The 16,930-nt window shown below is 56.1% G+C and carries 19 protein-coding genes; 9 read left to right on the top strand and 10 right to left on the bottom strand.

Features of this window, described 5'->3' with window-relative positions; all coding sequences use genetic code 11:
• Positions 1–14 precede the first annotated feature (14 nt).
• On the bottom strand, positions 15–353 hold the full coding sequence (locus tag ACAW75_RS00835; RefSeq protein ID WP_370726763.1) for a tRNA-binding protein: 339 nt from the start codon (positions 351–353) through the stop codon (positions 15–17).
• A gap of 77 nt (positions 354–430) precedes the next feature.
• Positions 431–640 carry a hypothetical protein gene (locus ACAW75_RS00840; RefSeq protein WP_370726764.1) on the bottom strand — a complete coding sequence of 70 codons (210 nt, stop codon included), beginning with the start codon at positions 638–640 and terminating at the stop codon, positions 431–433.
• 114 nt (positions 641–754) lie between these two features.
• Here ACAW75_RS00840 and ACAW75_RS00845 point away from each other — a divergent pair, with 114 nt between their 5' ends.
• Together ACAW75_RS00845 and ACAW75_RS00850 are read left to right on the top strand one after the other, a co-directional pair.
• Entirely contained in the window at positions 755–2,113 is a 1,359-nt protein-coding gene (locus tag ACAW75_RS00845; RefSeq protein ID WP_370726765.1) for a PQQ-dependent sugar dehydrogenase, read from the top strand.
• 171 nt (positions 2,114–2,284) lie between these two features.
• A complete protein-coding gene (locus ACAW75_RS00850; RefSeq protein ID WP_370726766.1) occupies positions 2,285–3,037 on the top strand; it encodes a rhomboid family intramembrane serine protease in 753 nt (250 codons plus the stop codon).
• A gap of 286 nt (positions 3,038–3,323) precedes the next feature.
• Here the strand turns inward: ACAW75_RS00850 and ACAW75_RS00855 are convergent, their stop codons facing one another.
• The gene (locus tag ACAW75_RS00855; RefSeq protein ID WP_015329640.1) at positions 3,324–3,545 is read right to left on the bottom strand and encodes a DUF2795 domain-containing protein; all 222 of its coding nucleotides are present in this window, start codon (positions 3,543–3,545) and stop codon (positions 3,324–3,326) included.
• A 207-nt stretch (positions 3,546–3,752) separates the two neighbouring features.
• On the opposite strand from ACAW75_RS00855, the gene ACAW75_RS00860 reads away from it, so the two are divergent.
• A complete protein-coding gene (locus ACAW75_RS00860; protein ID WP_370726767.1) occupies positions 3,753–4,625 on the top strand; it encodes an aldose 1-epimerase family protein in 873 nt (290 codons plus the stop codon).
• A gap of 40 nt (positions 4,626–4,665) precedes the next feature.
• Here ACAW75_RS00860 and gldA read toward each other — a convergent pair whose 3' ends face one another.
• Positions 4,666–5,580, bottom strand: coding sequence for a gliding motility-associated ABC transporter ATP-binding subunit GldA (gldA, locus tag ACAW75_RS00865; protein WP_370726768.1), 915 nt, complete (start codon positions 5,578–5,580; stop codon positions 4,666–4,668).
• A gap of 136 nt (positions 5,581–5,716) precedes the next feature.
• Between gldA and ACAW75_RS00870 the strand changes: the two genes are divergently transcribed.
• Positions 5,717–7,378 carry an amino acid permease gene (locus tag ACAW75_RS00870; RefSeq protein ID WP_370726769.1) on the top strand — a complete coding sequence of 554 codons (1,662 nt, stop codon included), beginning with the start codon at positions 5,717–5,719 and terminating at the stop codon, positions 7,376–7,378.
• Between the two features lie 7 nt (positions 7,379–7,385).
• On the opposite strand, the gene ACAW75_RS00875 is transcribed toward ACAW75_RS00870, so the two are convergent.
• The 6 genes from ACAW75_RS00875 to ACAW75_RS00900 form a co-directional block, all read right to left on the bottom strand.
• Positions 7,386–8,552 (bottom strand): porin family protein, encoded by a 1,167-nt coding sequence (locus ACAW75_RS00875; protein WP_370726770.1) that lies wholly within the window; start codon positions 8,550–8,552, stop codon positions 7,386–7,388.
• A 60-nt stretch (positions 8,553–8,612) separates the two neighbouring features.
• The gene (locus ACAW75_RS00880; protein ID WP_370726771.1) at positions 8,613–9,923 is read right to left on the bottom strand and encodes a hypothetical protein; all 1,311 of its coding nucleotides are present in this window, start codon (positions 9,921–9,923) and stop codon (positions 8,613–8,615) included.
• A gap of 11 nt (positions 9,924–9,934) precedes the next feature.
• Positions 9,935–10,837: a DUF4097 family beta strand repeat-containing protein gene (locus ACAW75_RS00885; RefSeq protein WP_370726772.1), complete on the bottom strand. Its 903-nt coding sequence runs from the start codon at positions 10,835–10,837 to the stop codon at positions 9,935–9,937.
• Positions 10,834–11,508 (bottom strand): hypothetical protein, encoded by a 675-nt coding sequence (locus ACAW75_RS00890; RefSeq protein WP_370726773.1) that lies wholly within the window; start codon positions 11,506–11,508, stop codon positions 10,834–10,836. Before ACAW75_RS00890 ends, ACAW75_RS00885 begins: the two co-directional genes overlap by 4 nt.
• Positions 11,505–12,047 carry an RNA polymerase sigma factor gene (locus ACAW75_RS00895; protein ID WP_370726774.1) on the bottom strand — a complete coding sequence of 181 codons (543 nt, stop codon included), beginning with the start codon at positions 12,045–12,047 and terminating at the stop codon, positions 11,505–11,507. The genes ACAW75_RS00890 and ACAW75_RS00895 overlap by 4 nt, the downstream gene beginning before the upstream one ends.
• Positions 12,048–12,199: 152 nt before the next feature.
• Entirely contained in the window at positions 12,200–12,958 is a 759-nt protein-coding gene (locus ACAW75_RS00900; protein ID WP_370726775.1) for a class I SAM-dependent methyltransferase, read from the bottom strand.
• Between the two features lie 135 nt (positions 12,959–13,093).
• Between ACAW75_RS00900 and ACAW75_RS00905 the strand changes: the two genes are divergently transcribed.
• From ACAW75_RS00905 to ACAW75_RS00925, 5 genes are all read left to right on the top strand, one after another.
• Positions 13,094–13,447, top strand: a complete 354-nt coding sequence (locus ACAW75_RS00905) for an S-adenosylmethionine decarboxylase family protein (RefSeq protein WP_370726776.1) — start codon at positions 13,094–13,096, stop codon at positions 13,445–13,447.
• The gene (locus ACAW75_RS00910) at positions 13,444–14,817 is read left to right on the top strand and encodes a DUF4178 domain-containing protein (protein WP_370726777.1); all 1,374 of its coding nucleotides are present in this window, start codon (positions 13,444–13,446) and stop codon (positions 14,815–14,817) included. The genes ACAW75_RS00905 and ACAW75_RS00910 overlap by 4 nt, the downstream gene beginning before the upstream one ends.
• 84 nt (positions 14,818–14,901) lie before the next feature.
• Positions 14,902–15,108: a hypothetical protein gene (locus tag ACAW75_RS00915; protein WP_370726778.1), complete on the top strand. Its 207-nt coding sequence runs from the start codon at positions 14,902–14,904 to the stop codon at positions 15,106–15,108.
• Between the two features lie 12 nt (positions 15,109–15,120).
• A complete protein-coding gene (locus ACAW75_RS00920) occupies positions 15,121–15,336 on the top strand; it encodes a DUF350 domain-containing protein (RefSeq protein WP_370726779.1) in 216 nt (71 codons plus the stop codon).
• On the top strand, positions 15,329–16,891 hold the full coding sequence (locus ACAW75_RS00925; RefSeq protein WP_370726780.1) for a polyamine aminopropyltransferase: 1,563 nt from the start codon (positions 15,329–15,331) through the stop codon (positions 16,889–16,891). The genes ACAW75_RS00920 and ACAW75_RS00925 overlap by 8 nt, the downstream gene beginning before the upstream one ends.
• The last annotated feature ends 39 nt before the right edge of the window (positions 16,892–16,930 follow it).

Here is a 16,930-nt window from a genome sequence, read left to right on the forward strand (position 1 = left end):
TTCCAGAGTTGCCGTTATCCAATACGCAGCCCGTTTTCGGCAGGCTGCGTGGTGGTCAGCAGCGTTACGGTACCGTTGGCGGCAACGCTGCCCATTACGAGGCATTCGCTCATGAACGGGCCAATCTGTTTCGGCGGGAAATTCACCACCGCAATCACCTGCTGCCCAACAAGCGTGTCGGGCTGGTAAAGCGTGGTGATCTGAGCCGACGTACGTTTGGTGCCGATGTCGGTGCCAAAGTCGATAGTGAGTTTGTAGGCGGGTTTGCGTGCCTGCGGAAAAGGCTCCGCCGCGATGATCGTTCCTACCCGCATATCGACCTTCAGGAAGTCGTTCCAGGAAATGGGCTCCATTGTCAAAACGCGGTTATGCAATGTACTGTACCGTTGTAGTGGCCAACAGGCTCCCTGCTTGTCGGGAGTTCGCCTGGTTAGCTGTTTTTTTCCTGATTCCGTTCATCCACGCGGCGTGCTACGTCATCGGCTTTGTCCAGATCATCGTGGCCTAAGCCAGTCGTTTCGGGCGTTGGAACGGTGCGTTGCTCGCCATCGGGACCAGCGCCGGTGCTGGTTGTACCGCCCAGCGTGTTGCTATCCGGCTGCTCCTGTTCAGGTACGTCAGGTGTTGGTTGCGGGTCCATAACTGGTAGCTCTTGTTAAGTGAATACGATTATAGCAGACGTTTTTGTCGTAGCTACCTAACTTCGCCGTTCAATAAATGGTTATTGACCTGTTAACAAGCTAGTCTCCTTTTGATGAAAACTGCTCTTCTACTTCTCTCATTGGCTGCGCTGAGCCTGGGTGCCAGTGCCGCTCCTATGCCGGGCGCTCCCAAACCGGGTAAGCCACTTAAAAAAGCGACCGTTATCCAGGGCATTCGGTTCGACGATGACAATGGGGGCCTGAAACTCACGCCCGGCTTTAGCGCCCTGGTCTTTGCCGACAACATTGGTAAAGCCCGCCACGTAGCAGTTGACCCCACAACGGGCACCGTCTTTGTAAAACTCGAGCGCCTGAAAGACGGTAAAGGCCTGGTGCAACTTCGCGATACGAACGGCGATGGCCGGGCCGAAGAAACGGTGATGTTCAGCAACAACACGGGTACGGGTGCCGCCATTGCCAACGGTTACCTCTACGCGTCGTCTGACACATCGGTGTATCGATACAAGCTCACCAACGGCAAGGTCATGGCCGACGCCGTGCCCGAGCCAATTGTAGTGGGCCTGACCCTGCAACGCCAGCATGCCAGCAAATCGCTGGCCATTTCGCCCGATGGCCGACTGTTCGTCAATTTCGGGGCGCCTTCCAACGCTTGTCAGGAAAAAGACCGTCAGCCCGGCTCGAAAGGGCAGATGCCCTGCCCTATTCTGGAAAACTACGGTGGTATCTGGCAGTTCGACGCTAACAAGAAAAATCAGCGGCAGTCAGATGGCAAACGGTATGCTACGGGGATCCGCAACGCCGTGGCCCTCGACTGGAATACGGCCTCGAATTCCCTCTACGCGCTGCAACATGGCCGCGACAACCTGAATAACTGGGGCGGCGTTTTCACCGACTCGGTCAGTGCCGAACTACCGTCTGAAGAGTTTCTGATGGTGAAGGAAGGCGCTGATTTTGGCTGGCCGTATTGCTACAACAACCATTTCCTTGGCAAAAAACTGCTGGCTCCCGAATACGGCGGCGATGGTACCAGGCAGGATCAATGTGCAGGTAAGGAGAAACCAATCATGGCCTTCCCGGCACACTGGGCTCCCAATGATCTACTATTCTATACCGGCAATCAGTTTCCGGCCCGCTATAAAAACGGGGCGTTTGTCTGCTTCCACGGCTCGTGGAACCGCGCCCCACTGATGCAGGGCGGGTACTTTGTTGCCTTCATCCCGTTTGGTAAAGACGGTCGTCCATCAGGCAATTATGAGGTGTTTGCCGAAAACTTTGCGGGTGTTCCTGAGCAGGGCATTCCTGGTAAAAACGCGAATGCCGGCAAGCTCGAACTGGCCAGCCCCGGATCAGCCAAGCACCGCCCGGTGGGTCTGGCGCAAGGCCCCGACGGCTCACTCTACATCACAGACTCGGTAAAAGGCACCGTTTGGCGCGTAATGGCTAAAAAGTAAGCAGAAGGTTTCAGGTTTCAAGTTTCAAGTTTCAGGTGTCAAGTTTCAGGTTTCAGGTGCGTTGCTAGTTGACCAAATGGTAGCATACGCAACGCACTTGACACCTGAAACTTGAAACCTGAAACCTGAAACTTAAAACCTGACACCCTTAATCTATAGTATCTTTCCCCTATGACTCCCACTGACCCGAATCACTCGCAACAAGATAAACCTGCGTATCATCCGGGCAGTTTGCGCGATGTATTCACCCCCCGCGATGGTTATCGGGTTACGCCGGTACTGCTCATGCTCAACATCGCTGTTTTTGCCGTAATGGTTCTCTCCGGCGTCAACATCATGAGCCCTACCGGCGAAGACCTGGTTCGGTGGGGAGCCAATTTTACGACCATGACCCGCGCTGGTGAGCCCTGGCGTCTCCTGACGGCCTGTTTTCTGCATATCGGCGTCATTCACCTGGCCGTGAACATGATGTCGCTGCGGTACCTGGGCATGCAGATTGAGCCCCTGGTCGGGAGCTGGCGTTTTCTGGTGGCCTACCTCGCCACCGGACTAACGGGCAGCCTTGGTAGCCTGTGGTGGCACACTATTGCCGTTTCTGCGGGGGCCTCGGGCGCCATTTTCGGCATCGAAGGGGTCCTGCTGGCGCTGGTTATGACCAATCTGTTCAACGATGAAGCCCGAAAGGCGCTGTTGAAAAGCACGCTGTCGGTAGTGGGTATCAACCTGCTGATTGGCATTAGCATCGGGGCCGATAATGCCGCGCACATTGGTGGCTTGCTGGGTGGAGTCGCTTGCGGCATGACCTTCTACCCTGGCATTCGCGCCGAACTTGGCTGGCCGGTTCCTCAGTGGATGACCGCCAGGTGGTTTGCCATTGGCTTACCCGTAGTCATAGTGCTCGTAACGGCGTTGCTGGTTTTCTAGGCGGGTCTTTCCAGGTACGTTGCCAACGAAAAAGCCCCGGCCTGTTTGTCAGTGCCGGGGCTTTTTTTGCGATTGATATAGAGTAAACGCCCACCGGCGCTCTTTAGTTTACGCTCTGAAAAATAAATGGATTATTTTTCAACTTATTTACCAAAACCAACCCCGACGCCAACTTCTGCTTGTAAACAACAAAAAAACGGGCAACATCAGTATAACTAACGTTGCCCGTTGGCACCAAACAGTAACCAGTCAGATCAGGTGTTCAGGTCATGATGCCTGACGACGATTAGTATTCGTCTTCGTTAAAGAAGAAATCATCCTTGGTTGGATAATCGGGCCAAATTTCCTCAATGCTTTCATACGGCTGGCCGTCGTCTTCCAGTTCCTGAAGGTTTTCGACCACTTCCAGTGGGGCACCCGACCGGATCGAGAAGTCAATCAGTTCATCTTTGGTGGCAGGCCATGGGGCATCTTCAAGGTAGGATGCTAATTCGAGAGTCCAGTACATAGTAGAAATCTAGCTGATTTGATGTCAATATTTTTGAGGGTGCAAAAGTAAAAAAAATCACTAATGCAACACGGTCGCTATGCTTTTTTTCAGAAACTGCTTTCAGCGGGTTATGCCTTAAACGGGTTCGCGGTGGCAATGTTATAAAAACCAACCAATTTTTGTACAGTTAACTTACCAATTGATTGAACTCTCGTTTCTTTATCTATGACGCACACGCTTCAAAATCAACACCTCCGCGTCGGTATCCGCGATCAGGGCGCCGAACTTACATCACTGGTTGATCGGCAAACGGGCACTGAGCACCTCTGGCAGGCCGACCCGGCCATCTGGCCCTGGCACGCCCCCAATTTATTTCCGGTAGTGGGTGGGCAGACCAATGATCAGATCGTGGTGAATGGGCAAACGTACCCCATGAAACGACACGGTTTTGCCCGTACAGCTGAGTTTGTCTGCACCGAATCGAGCCCGGAGTTCGCGTCGTTTGAACTCCATTCGTCAGAAGCGACGCGAGCCGTTTATCCGTATGATTTCATCTTCGAGATTAGCTACGAACTCGACGGACCGGAGTTGACCATCACTTACCGGGTGAAAAATAGGGGCACCGACAATATGTTTATGTCGGTGGGGGCACACCCGGCTTTCAACGTGCCTTTTCAGCCGGGCGAAGCCTACACCGACTATTACCTTGAATTCGAGCGCGATGGCACGCTGGAAACGAGTCTGCTCGGTGCCGATGGGCTACTCAATGGCGAGAAGCAACGCATCAACCTGGAGAATCGGCAACTGAACCTGACCCCCGACTTATTTGCTAACGACGCGCTGGTGCTGCTAACCCTCAAATCGCGGCAGGTGACGTTGAAGAGCCGCAAAAACGATCATTCGATCCGCCTCGACTTTGCCGTTTTCCCCTACCTCGGCATCTGGGCCAAACCGGGCGCTCCGTTCGTTTGCATCGAGCCCTGGCTAGGCGTTGCCGACACGTCGACCAAACCGCGCCCCATCGACGGTAAGCAGGGCATTCACCGCATCCGGGCGGGCAACAGCTTCGTCGCCCATTACTCAATCACGGTGGGTTGACTTCAGCTTTGCCCCGCTGCGGGGCAAAGCCATTCCTGCTTTATCTCGTTAATTCCTTAAACACGCCTTCGAGGGACGTTTCCTGCTGGCGGAGGCCAACGAGCGTGAGGCCACGATCGGCAGCAAGGCGAAAGATGGTGGCACGCAGATCACTATCGGCCGTGGCGGTAAGGCGGTATTGCCCGGAACCAACATGATCAACCGAAAGCACACCGGGCAACGTACCCAGCACACCAGCGTCGGGCAGGTCGTGCTCAAATTCGGCGATGAGGGCCAGTTGCTGCGCCGTTTGGCTACGCAGTTGGGCTAGTGGGCTATCGACTACGATTTTGCCTTTGTTAATGATGATGACCCGGTCGCAGAGGGCTTCCACTTCCTGCATGATGTGGGTGGAAAAAAGTACCGTTTTATCACGTCCAACGGTTTTGATCACCTCCCGAATCTCAGCGAGTTGGTTAGGATCAAGGCCGGTAGTTGGTTCGTCGAGGATCAGCACAGGCGGGTTGTGCAGGAATGCCTGGGCCAGGCCCACACGTTGCCGGTAGCCTTTCGATAGCTGGCCGATCCGCTTTCCCTGCTCGTTGGTCAGGCCAACCTGCTCAATCACGTCGGCAATTCGGGTTCTGAGCGTGGCCCCTTTCAGACCGTGCAATGCACCGGCAAACCGCAGGTACTCCTTCACGTACAGATCCAGATACAACGGGTTATGCTCGGGCAGGTAGCCGACACTCCGGCGCACGGCCATTGCGTCTGTCTGCACGTCGTGTCCATTCACGAGTACTGTTCCCTCGCTGGGTGAGAGGTAGCCCGTCGCGATTTTCATGGTCGTTGATTTCCCGGCACCATTGGGCCCCAAAAAGCCGACGATCTCGCCGGGCGAGACCTGAAACGTGATCGAATCAACGGCCCGTTGTTGACCGTACTGTTTAGAAAGATTGGTGATCTGGATAGACATTTGGCAAAAAAGGGCAAACTCTGCCTATTTTTAACGAATCATCAAGGCAAAGTTGTCAAAGAGTTTGGCGAAATCCGCAAACTCCTGTTGACCATCCAGACTCACGACTTAGCACTTCTTCAGACTACCTCCCTCCATGATCGATTCTTTATTCCGCAAAAAGACCGTAACACAGATTTTGAGTGATGCTGCCGATGGCGAATCCAGCAAGATGGTGAAAACGCTGGGGGTACGCGACCTGACCTCGTTCGGCATCGCGGCCATCATCGGCGCCGGCATTTTCAGTACCATTGGCCTGGCCAGCTATAACGGCGGACCAGCCGTGTCGCTGCTGTTTGTGTTTACGGCCATCGCCTGCGTGTTCACTGCCCTCAGCTACGCACAGTTTGCCAGTACGGTGCCTGTCAGCGGCAGCGCGTACACGTATGCGTATGTGGCTTTCGGCGAAATTTTTGCGTGGGTCATCGGCTGGGCGCTCATCCTGGAATATGCCGTCAGCAACATGGTGGTGGCTATTTCGTGGTCGGAGTATTTCACGTCGATGCTCAGCGGATTCGGCATCACGTTCCCCAAGTATTTCGCCACCGACTACGGCACCGCCCACCGCGCCTTTGAGCTGGTTGAACAAACCCGGCAGGCTGGTACGTCGCTCGACACATTGCCTGACAATACCCGCGTGCTGGCTCAGGCCTGGGCCGATGCCCCGCTCGTTGGCGATATACACCTGATCGCCAACCTGCCGGCGGGCATCATCACGGTGCTGATCACGGCACTGGTCTATGTCGGCATCAAAGAATCGCGGGTGGCGAGCAATATTCTGGTGGTGCTGAAGCTGGGCGTTATCGCGCTGGTTATTGGCGTCGGCGCTTTTTATGTGAAACCGGCCAACTGGTCGCCCTTTGCACCCAATGGCGTGGCAGGTGTACTGAGTGGCGTGGCGTCGGTGTTTTTTGCTTTCATCGGCTTCGACTCCATTTCAACCACCGCCGAAGAATGTAAGAACCCGCAACGCGACCTGCCCCGCGCCATGCTCTACTGCCTGGCTATCTGTACGGTCCTCTACGTGCTGATCACGCTGGTATTGACCGGCATGGTAAACTACAAAGAACTGGGCGTAAGCGACCCACTGGCTTACGTGTTCCAGAAAGTGAATCTGGATTTCGTGGCGGGTGTTATTTCGGTCAGTGCTGTAGTAGCCATCACGAGCGCACTGCTGGTCTATCAGCTTGGGCAGCCCCGTATCTGGATGACGATGAGCCGCGATGGACTGCTTTGGAAACGCTTTGCGACGATTCACCCCAAATACAAGACGCCCTCGTTCGCCACCATCATCACGGGGCTGATCGTGGCTATTCCGTCGTTGTTTATGGACCTGAAAACGTTCGTTGACCTCACCAGCGTAGGTACGTTCTTCGCCTTTATTCTGGTGTGCGCGGGCATTCTGTTCCTCGACGCCCGGGGACTCACGGCGCAGTCGAAGTTCAAGGTGCCTTACATCAACGGCAAATACATTATCGGACTGGCCTTTATCGCAGCCTTCGCGTATGCGCATGGGTTGCACATCGCTGAAGTGGCCGACGAGAAGCCATTGTTGCTCGTTTTCTGGTTCACCTGGCTGGTATTGGCCGTACAGGGGTTCCGCTATAATTTCTCACTGCTGCCCGTCATCGGCGTCTTGACCAACCTGTACCTGATGACCGAGCTCGGCGTGAGCAACTGGATTTCGTTCGGCGCCTGGCTGATCATCGGGTTAGTCATTTATTTCTCCTACGGCTACAGAAAGAGCAAACTGGCATAGGTTTCACTTACCGAACTGCCCAGTTCACGCCTAGCTGGTAACTGTGGTAGGCATCATTGTAGGGCGATGTGGAAAGCTGGATCAGGTCGCGCTGATAACGGAGATCGAGCGACAGGCTTTTGCTGAATTGATAGTCAGCACCCAGCAGCAAACCCGTGTTTGTGTGGGATTGGATAGCCACGACGGGCTGGCCTTCCTGTTGTGAGGTACCTTCCAGCAGAAAAGCCAGATACGGCCCGGCATAAAGATGCCAGCGTTCGGCGGCCTCGTGCCGGAACAGGAGCGGCACGTCCAGGTACGTTGCATTGACAGTCAAGGCGGTGGCGCTCCGGCTACTGGTCTTGTACCCGTCGAACCGGTAACCGCGTTGGGTATAGTTGACCTCACCCCGCATGCCCCAGGTCAGTGATAACGGGTACTCCGCCCAGAGACCGGCTGCGAATTTGGTGACGTTGCGCGATGCGGCACTTGAACTGCCGTTCTCCCCTACCCGACTGGCCGCCAGGCGCACACCCCAGGTGAGCGGTTGGCCAGACCCTCTACTCATTCCCAGCGAGTCACGCGAGATGTTGAACCGATATGAGGTGCGTACTCCCAGCGTGGTCATGGCTTTTTCGTGGGCGGGCAGGTAAGCAACGGCGTTGACACCCACCGCCCAGCGCGTCGATAGGCGATAATCATAACCCAGGGCCAGCATTGGCATGGCCCGGCTTTGATCGGTATAGGTCGGTAACGCCTCATAGTACGGGTCGTTGGGCTGTTCCACAAAAATACTGTCGATGTTCACTTCCCGCCTCCGTTGCAGCGACAGGCCAGCCTGCACTTTCAACTGATGCCGATCTGTGAGTAGGGGTAGCCAAACTGCTGACAAATCGATCATGCGTTCCTGCCGGTTGTAGAAATCGAGCAGGGCGCGGGGGTCTGGCTGCCCATAGCTGTTTAGTGTACCGTATAGCGGGTCAGTATTGGCCGAGCCGCCCCAGCCGATGCCCAGCGCGACACCCAGCCGGGGCCGAACGTAGGCTGTCAGTTGCTGCCGTGCCTGCCATCCTTTCCGGTACGGCGCCGGTAAACGGAGACTCGATACGCCCGTTTCTGCCTCAAAGCGGAACGATGATTGGGCAACGGCTGGGTACGTTGCCAGGCCGATGAGAAGTAAAAGGAGACGTTTCATGACGTGTGATGTTAGTCTGGGGTGTAGTACCGAAGCTCCAGCTTCGGTACTACACTTTTTCTAAAACCGATAGCCTGCCTGTAGGCCGAAGGAGCCGAAATCCTGGGTAGCGCGTAGCCAGGGGCCAATAGCCAGCCGATCGGTGGGAAGAAACTGGTAGTCGATGCTTGCCTGCGGCCCTGCCTGAAACGCCCCTTTGCCGGCGTTGGTGGTAAGATTGACCGATTGAATCAGAACAGATTGACCGTTGATCAATACGGTGCGGGCACTACGGCCACTGCTGATATGGCCGCGCTGGTAGCTCAGCTGGGCACCAAACGTGAGCCCAATACGATGCTGACGACTGTATAGCGGCAGCACCCTAACCCCGGCCAGCGCTGAAACGACGTTGACTACCGACAAGCGTCCCGTCTGAAAACCGGACTCGTACCCGCTGAGCCCACGCAGGTAACTCAGGCCAAGCGTCCAGCCGAAACGGGGGCGAACATAATGCGTATACCGGTTCTCGTAGATGAACGCGCTGTTCAGATCCTCGAAAAGAATACCCACCCCAACATGGAATTCATTACGAACAAACGGAATATCGCGCTGGATACGGGCATAGGCTTTGTTTTTGCGCGGGGCCAGCAAGTGGCTTTTTAGCGGAAATAGTTTATAGCCTACCCCCAGCGACCAGAAAGCGTATTGTTGTTGAATGGCATAGGTTCGTCCCAGGTACGTTACTCCGTCAATAGCGGGCAGCAGGCCGGGGTTGTAGGTCAGGTCGAGCGTCAGGCCACCCACGTCGGCACCAATGCCCAATTGCGCCTCAAGCACGTTCCGTTTCAATGCCTTGCCAGCCGTTTCGTTAAGGCGGTAGTAATCGGCTTCATTCTGCCACCGCTCCCGCATCGACGGGTTCGGCTCGGCCTGAGCCAGGGCGTCTAACCGGGTAATATCGGCGGTATAATCGCGCTGTTTCCAGGTATTGAACCCACCAACCAGCCCCGCACTGAGCCGAAGCCAGGGCAAGGGTTTATAGCCTACGAGCAACCGCGCGTCATACCGGCGGGCGCTCGGATACAGCGGCGCTGAACCTGACCGGGACTGAACGTTTATGTTGGCGGCATAGCTTTGGGCCTGACTGGCATCCAGCTCGGCATACCAGTGTGGGCGGTCATACCGGGCAAAAGCCCCCAACCCACTCATTGTGGCATCGCCATCGGCTACGGTGCTGATGGAGCCGATGGGCAGCACGGCCTCATTGCCCACGGTCAGTACGCGGCTCAGGCCCAGGTAGGCTTTGGGACCGAACGACCATTCCTGTGCTCTGACCGTAGTGGTCAGCAGCCCCAGCAAGGCACTGGCCAGGTAGGTGTATGTTGTTTTCATCACGAAGAGAATTACCGGTTCACAATAGACTTATCGCTCTGAATGAGCACGTTGGCATAACTAGTCCGAATCACAAGCTCGACTTTCCGGCCGGGCGGTTCGTACGTAAATGTTTGCTTACTGCCAAATTTTCCCAACTCGTCGGCCAGCCCATCAGGCACGCGGATGTCGGCATAGGTGGTGATTATATCATAGCGGAAATCAGCCACGTTTCGGGCCTGAACTGTCGTCTCCGCGCGAGCCGATTCGACCGATAACGCTTTCAACGACTGCGGATTGGGCTGTACCAACAACTTTCCATAATGGCTAGTGATACGGCAGGAGCCACCCAGATCACGCAGACTCACATCCGCTTTCTCGGCTTTCAGCGTCAGTATTGCGTCAAGGTTTCGTCCCTCGATGTCGCCGTAGCTGGAGGTGACGGTCAGCTTACCGGCCATATCGTCGAGGGTTAGCCTGCCAAATTCAAAAGCCACCGTCACATCGCCCGATAACCCCCGCAGATTTATGTCACCGAACGAATTGGTCATGGCCAGCACGACCTTTTCGGGGACATTGATTTCATAGATAACCTTCAGCTGACTCTGTACCTTACCCGCTCCCCCCGGAATAACGATCCGGTTCGACAGGTCGAGGGTATTGCCGTTGGTTTGAAGCGTATACTGATGATAGGCCACCTCACGCTCAGCCACGGCCCGATCGGGATGTTTGGCCACCAGCCGGAGCCGGATCGATACTGTTGGCCGGTTCCAGGTACGTACCTGAACGTCGGCTTTCTGGGCCTTCAGCCGGATGGCCTGTCCGTCGGCATAAGGCAGGTCTTTTTCGACTACCTTCGTCACCACCTGTAGCGGTGTTTGCGCGCGCCCCAGAATGGGGAGCCAGAGCAGGAAAAAGAAGAGAAGACGGGTCATGATCGCAGAAGCGTTATGAGTTCTTTAGTGACTTCGGCGCGCTGATTCTCCAGTTTCACCTGCGCCATTACCAGCGCCGGGTCATCGCCAAACGTTTGTCGCTCAGCCGCCAGCCGTTTTTGTTCATTCGTCAGCTCGCCCAGCTGCGCGCGCAGCTCGCGCACTTCTGGCTTCTGACAGACGAGGGCTGCTTCTTCACACTGCCGGTTAATGAACTCCTCGGCACGCTGGTCGGCAGCGCTCTGTTCGGGTAGTTCCCTATCGGTGGCCATTGGTTCCGTTTGCTGCTCCACGGCGTATTCGATTCGTTCGGCAGGTAGTGCGGTCATGTACCGGAACAGCCACGTACCCAGCAGTACCAGACAGGCGGCTGCCACGCCGGCTCCCAGCCAACGTACCTGGCCAATTCGCCGCGCCACAGGTATTGTACGGGCCGGTTCCACGGCCGGATGAGCAAGCAGCCGAGGCGATTCCTGAACGTCGGCAGCGTCTATTCCGGGCCGGTCGATTGCCGCCTCGATCCGGTTCCAGAGGTCCTTATCTGGGTCAAAATCGGGCAGTTCAGCCACCACGATAGCCAGCCGCTCGTCGGAATCCAGATCGGCTTCGATCCGGTCCCAGAGGTCGGGCCGGGGCTCATAGGCGGGAAGGAGGGCGAGGAGGTCGTTCATGAGAGTCGCTGTCTTAACAGTTTCTTCGCGTAGCTGACCTGCGACTTCGACGTCCCCTCCGACACGCCCAGCATCGTGGCTACTTCGTGGTGCATGTACCCTTCCACTTCCACCAGCAGAAACATAGTGCGGGCTCCAGTTGGCAGGGTGCGAATAGCGGCGTCGAGTTCAGCACCCGTTACGGTGTCGGGCAACAAGGCGGGCTGGTCATGCCGCGTCTCGTCGATGGTTTCGAAGCGTCCTTCAAGCTGCTGTTTCCGAATGGCCTGCCGCACGACAATCGTCTTGATCCAGGCCCCCAGCGTTGACCGGAAGCTGAATTGACCAAGCGATTTAAACACCTCGACAAAGGCATCCTGCAACACGTCGTGGGCATGATCGGGGTCGTTGGTGATGCGGTAGGCGGTTGAGTACATCGCCCGTTTGTAGCGGTCATACAACAGCCGCTGCGCCATTCGCCGCTCTGCCAACTGGTCGTCAAGGCATTGGCTGACCAGATCGCGTTCAGATATGTCGGGTGAAGTGGCCAGGCGAAACATGGTTTTAACAGCTACACAACAAAGTGCAGCCCGCCCAGCAATTGGTTGGAAAGGAAACAAAAAAGTTTACTGTTTTCTGTTTGCTGTTTTCTGTTGCTTCGCTACTCAGCAGCGCAACAGAAGACTGAAGACAGAAAACAGTAAACTTTTTTTCACTTCTTCCCAAAGATCAGCACGTGCTGTTGGGGGAGGCGGCTGTCGTTTTTGAGGAGTTTCAGACCGAGGGCGGTCATTTCGCGGGTGGCCTGCATCACACTCATTTTGTGATGCTCTTTGATCGGTACGTTCGGATCTTCGGCGCGGTATTCGACCAGCACGATTCGACCGCCCGGTTTCAGCGAACGGGCCAGCGCAACCCCCATTTCGCGGGGATTCGAGAATTCGTGATAGGCATCGACCATCAGGGCCAGATCGACGCTGTTGGCAGGAAGTTTAGGATCGGTGATCGTGCCGAGAATAGGCTCAACGTTCGTGAGATTCTCCTTCTTCTTACCCTCATTCAGGTACTCGATCATTTCGGGCTGAATATCTACCGCCAGCACGTTGCCCTGCGGCACGGCCCGCGCCAGCCGGAAGCTGAAATAGCCCGTTCCAGCGCCAATATCGGCCACGACGTCGGTTGGTTTCAAATCGAGGGCGGCCAATAACAGATCGGTGCGTTCTTCCTGCTGCCGTTCGGGCCGTTCGAGCCATTCGGCACCGAGGTGCCCCATCACCTGCGAAATCTCCCGCCCCAGGTACACGCGGCCAGTACCGTCGTAAGCAGGCGTTTTCTCGGTATAAAACGCCACTTTCTGGCTCGACGCCGGTGCCGAATCGGTTTTGGTTGTCGACTGATTCTGCGTTGCTGACTGTGGCCGGTTGCAGGCGGTTAAGCCGATCAGCAAGGCGAGAGAGAGGTGCGGTTTCATAAGATCACTGTCAGTAGAAGGCTGTCGGCTTTGCCGACGGATAGTAAACCACCTATACCCAAGCTTGTTCAGCCATTAAAACCATTCTTCCCAAACAGGTTACCTACACATTCTGTAAACGGCTATACTTGTGTTATGAACACGTACCAACCCGGTTTGCACATCCTGGCTACCTTCGCAGCACCTGCCGACCGGCTGACCGACGCGGCCGCCTGCCGGGCCGTGTTCGACAGGCTCATTGCCGAGCTGGGCCTGACGAAAGTGGGCGAAGTGTATCATTCGTTCGACAATGGCGGGTTCACGGCGGTGGTTTGCCTGACCGAATCGCACGTATCGATTCATACCTGGCCCGAATTCGGCCGCGCCACGTTCGATGTGTTCCTGTCGAACTACCTGCGCGACAATGCCGACAAAGTGCGTCTGTTTTATGCCGACACCCTGCGGGCTTTTGCGGGTACGGAACTCACGCTAGATACCGTTAGCCGATGACTGATACGCTCCCTACCGACACCCAGCCCTGGCCCACACCCGACACGGTGACCTGCCCCAACTGCCAGCACGAGCTAACGTATTACGACCCAAACAGTTCGTTTTACGGTTGCCCTCATTGCCAAAAGCTGTTCAAGGCGGAATACGATAACAGGCCAGCGGTTATTCCGCATCCCCGTCCGGCACAAAACGAAAAGATACCCATTGCCATTGGTACGGAAGGCTATCTGACCGGTAGGTGGGTGCGCGTAGTGGGGTTCATGCTGAAGCAGGAAAAAGGCACCAACTATCGATGGCGCGAATACATGCTGCTGCTGAAAAACGGCACCACACGCCAACTAGCCGAATTTAATGGCCACTGGATGTGGATCGAGCCAGCCGCCAGTCCGTACACAATTTCTGTCAGCTATGGTAAATCCTATGTGATCACTACCACTGGCGACGATTACCGGCTGTATGCCCGCTATCAAGCCGAGTTGATCATGGCTGTCGGTGAATTCGACTGGAATATCCTCGACGATGAGTCGCTGACCATCGAGGAGTTCATTGCACCGCCGCGTATGGTGGTCAACGAGAAAAATAATGTTCAGAATGACTGGTACGAAGCGACTTATCTTGCCAAAAAAGAGATCACCACCGCCTTCGGACTGGATGCCAACAGCCTGCCAGACCCGTATGGTGTGGGGGCTATCGAGCCCAATCGATTTGCCGACCGCTGGCCACACACCTGGCGATTAACCCTGTTGGCGGTCGTTGCCGTGATCGGGATTCATATCGTAAACCTCCTGTTTCGACCAGCGGGTACCATTCACCGCGAAACGCTGGCCAGTGTAGCGCAGTTTCAGCCAGGCGCCTTGACAGACCCCGTTCAGCGCGCCATCGATTCGGCCAGAATTGCCCGGTCGCAGCCAGTGCCGAAGATGGTCCGCAGCCAGTCGTTCACGATCAAAGGCCCAACGGCAGTCGATATCGACTTCAAATCTGATGTTGACAACACATGGGTTGAGTTTGCCACCGAACTGGTGAACGAGCAGACCAACCAGCGCTACATTTTTACCGAAGCGGTCGAGTATTACCACGGCTACGAAGGCGGCGAAAGCTGGACGGAAGGTGGCACCGAAAGCTCGGCCACGCTATCGAAGATTCCGTCAGGGCAGTATCACCTGGAAATAACGCCTTACACGCAATACGGCCAACAGCTCACCTTTTTGGTGACCGTGGGCCAGAATACATCACTGATCAGTAATGTCTTACTGCTCATTGGCCTGCTGATTCTGTATCCAATTTATATCCTCTTCCGGCGAAGCGGAGTGGAGAATCTGCGCTGGCAACAAAGTGATTTTGGCCCGAAAGACGAGGAAGAAGCATGATCTTTCCATGTTATGCTCGTCGTAATCGCTTGCCTGTGGCGAGTGACAACGCAGTTATCAACACACAACACGCCTCCCAAGCTTATGCTATCAAAGATTATCTCCACTCTTACGAAATCACCAATCTATGTCGGGCTTGTGCTTGTGCTGCTTGGCTTCTTCGCCTGGGCGGAGTTTACGGGCAATCGCCTCCTGGGTGACGACAACTACGAGACCGAAAAACATGGCTACGGCTCCGGTTCAGGCGGACGCGGCGGCTATCGTGGACGAACCGGCTTTTATCACAAATAACCCCCTTTTCGCATGGAATATTTAAACCAGAAGGCCATTGTTGCCTCCATTGTGTACTCGCTGATCGGCATCGTGATCCTGGTGGTCTCGTTTGTGGTGATCGAGAAGCTGGCCCCGGAAAACCTCTGGAAAAAGATCGTCGACGAGAAAAACGTAGCGCTGGCGATCATGGCGGCCGGGTTCATGCTGGCCGTGGCCTTCATCGTCGGTATGGCGTCGCATGGTTGACCAGCCAACACAGTCGGGCAGCAGACGCGGGGTAGCGGAGCAGGAATCATCGCAGCAATGGCTGTTGCTGCTGTCGGTCTTTGTCATTGCTACCTGCGGGCTGATCTACGAACTCATCGCGGGTACGTTGGCCAGCTACCTCCTCGGCGATTCGGTCACGCAGTTTTCAACGATCATCGGGACGTACCTGTTCGCGATGGGCGTGGGCTCGTGGCTGTCCAACAAGCTCGATGGCAACCTGCTGCGCTGGTTCGTTCGCATTGAGTTGCTCGTGGGGCTGGTGGGTGGCTTCAGCGCGCCGTTGCTGTTCGTTCTGTTTGAATATGTGGTGTCGTTCCGGCTCGTGCTCTACTCACTCGTGGGCCTGACGGGCATACTGGTAGGCCTGGAAATTCCGTTGCTGATGCGCATTCTGGAACACCGCGTGGCCTTCCGCGATCTGGTGTCGCGCGTGTTCACCTTCGATTACATCGGGGCGCTGCTGGCGTCGCTGATTTTCCCGCTCGTGCTCGTGCCCATGCTTGGCCTGGTGCGCACCTCGCTCCTGTTTGGGCTGCTCAATGTGGGCGTGGCCGTTTGGTTGCTGCTCAAATTCCCTGAAACCAGACCCTTCCGGCCAGGCTTACTCACAGCGGCGAGCCTGGCAACCCTGGCCTTGCTGGCTGGCTTCGTCGGTGCCGAACGGATCATGGCCTTTGCCGAAGCGGCGACCTACCAGAGTTCCGTGATCTACAGCAAAAGCACGCCCTACCAACGGATCGTGCTCACGCGCAACGCCCGGGACCTGCGACTGTTCCTGAACGGCAATCTTCAGTTCAGCTCGGCCGACGAATACCGCTACCACGAGGCGCTGGTGCACCCGGCCATGCAGGCCAACCCAGCCGCTAAACACGTGCTCGTGCTGGGCGGCGGCGATGGGCTGGCCGTTCGGGAGTTGCTTCGCTATCCCCAGCTTGAACGCATCCGGTTAGTTGATCTGGACCCCGGTATGACGCGCCTTTTCCAGGAAAACACGCTCCTGACCAGCCTTAACAACCGGTCGCTGCTGTCGCCGAAGGTACAGGTCATCAACGCGGATGCCTATGGCTGGGTACGTTCCGACACGGCCCGCTACGATGTGGTCATTGTCGATTTTCCTGATCCGTCGAACTACTCGATCGGTAAACTGTACAGCACGGCCTTTTACCGCGAACTGGCGCAACGGCTGGCTCCGGGCGGCGTAGTGGTGGTGCAGTCGACGTCCCCGTTTCTGGCGCGGCGGTCATTCTGGTGCGTGGTACATACCATGCAGGCTGAAGGTTTCCAGACACTGCCGTATCACGCCTATGTGCCGTCGTTTGGCGAGTGGGGCTTCGTATTGGCTTCGCTGCAAGACACGCCCCGACCACGCACCCAGACCGTACCGCCCGGCCTCCGCTTCATCGACGCCAACAGCCTCCGCCGCCTCCGCGATTTCCCGCCCGACATGGCCGAACTCCCCACCGACCTCAACAAACTCAACAATCAATCGCTGGTACAGTATTTCGAAGAAGACTGGGCCGCCGCCGGGCAGTGAACCGACGCAGCACCGACGCTCCAGCTTCGGTAGTCAATA

Origin of the sequence: Fibrella arboris, assembly GCF_041321095.1 — a bacterium.
Classification (GTDB): domain Bacteria; phylum Bacteroidota; class Bacteroidia; order Cytophagales; family Spirosomataceae; genus Fibrella; species Fibrella arboris.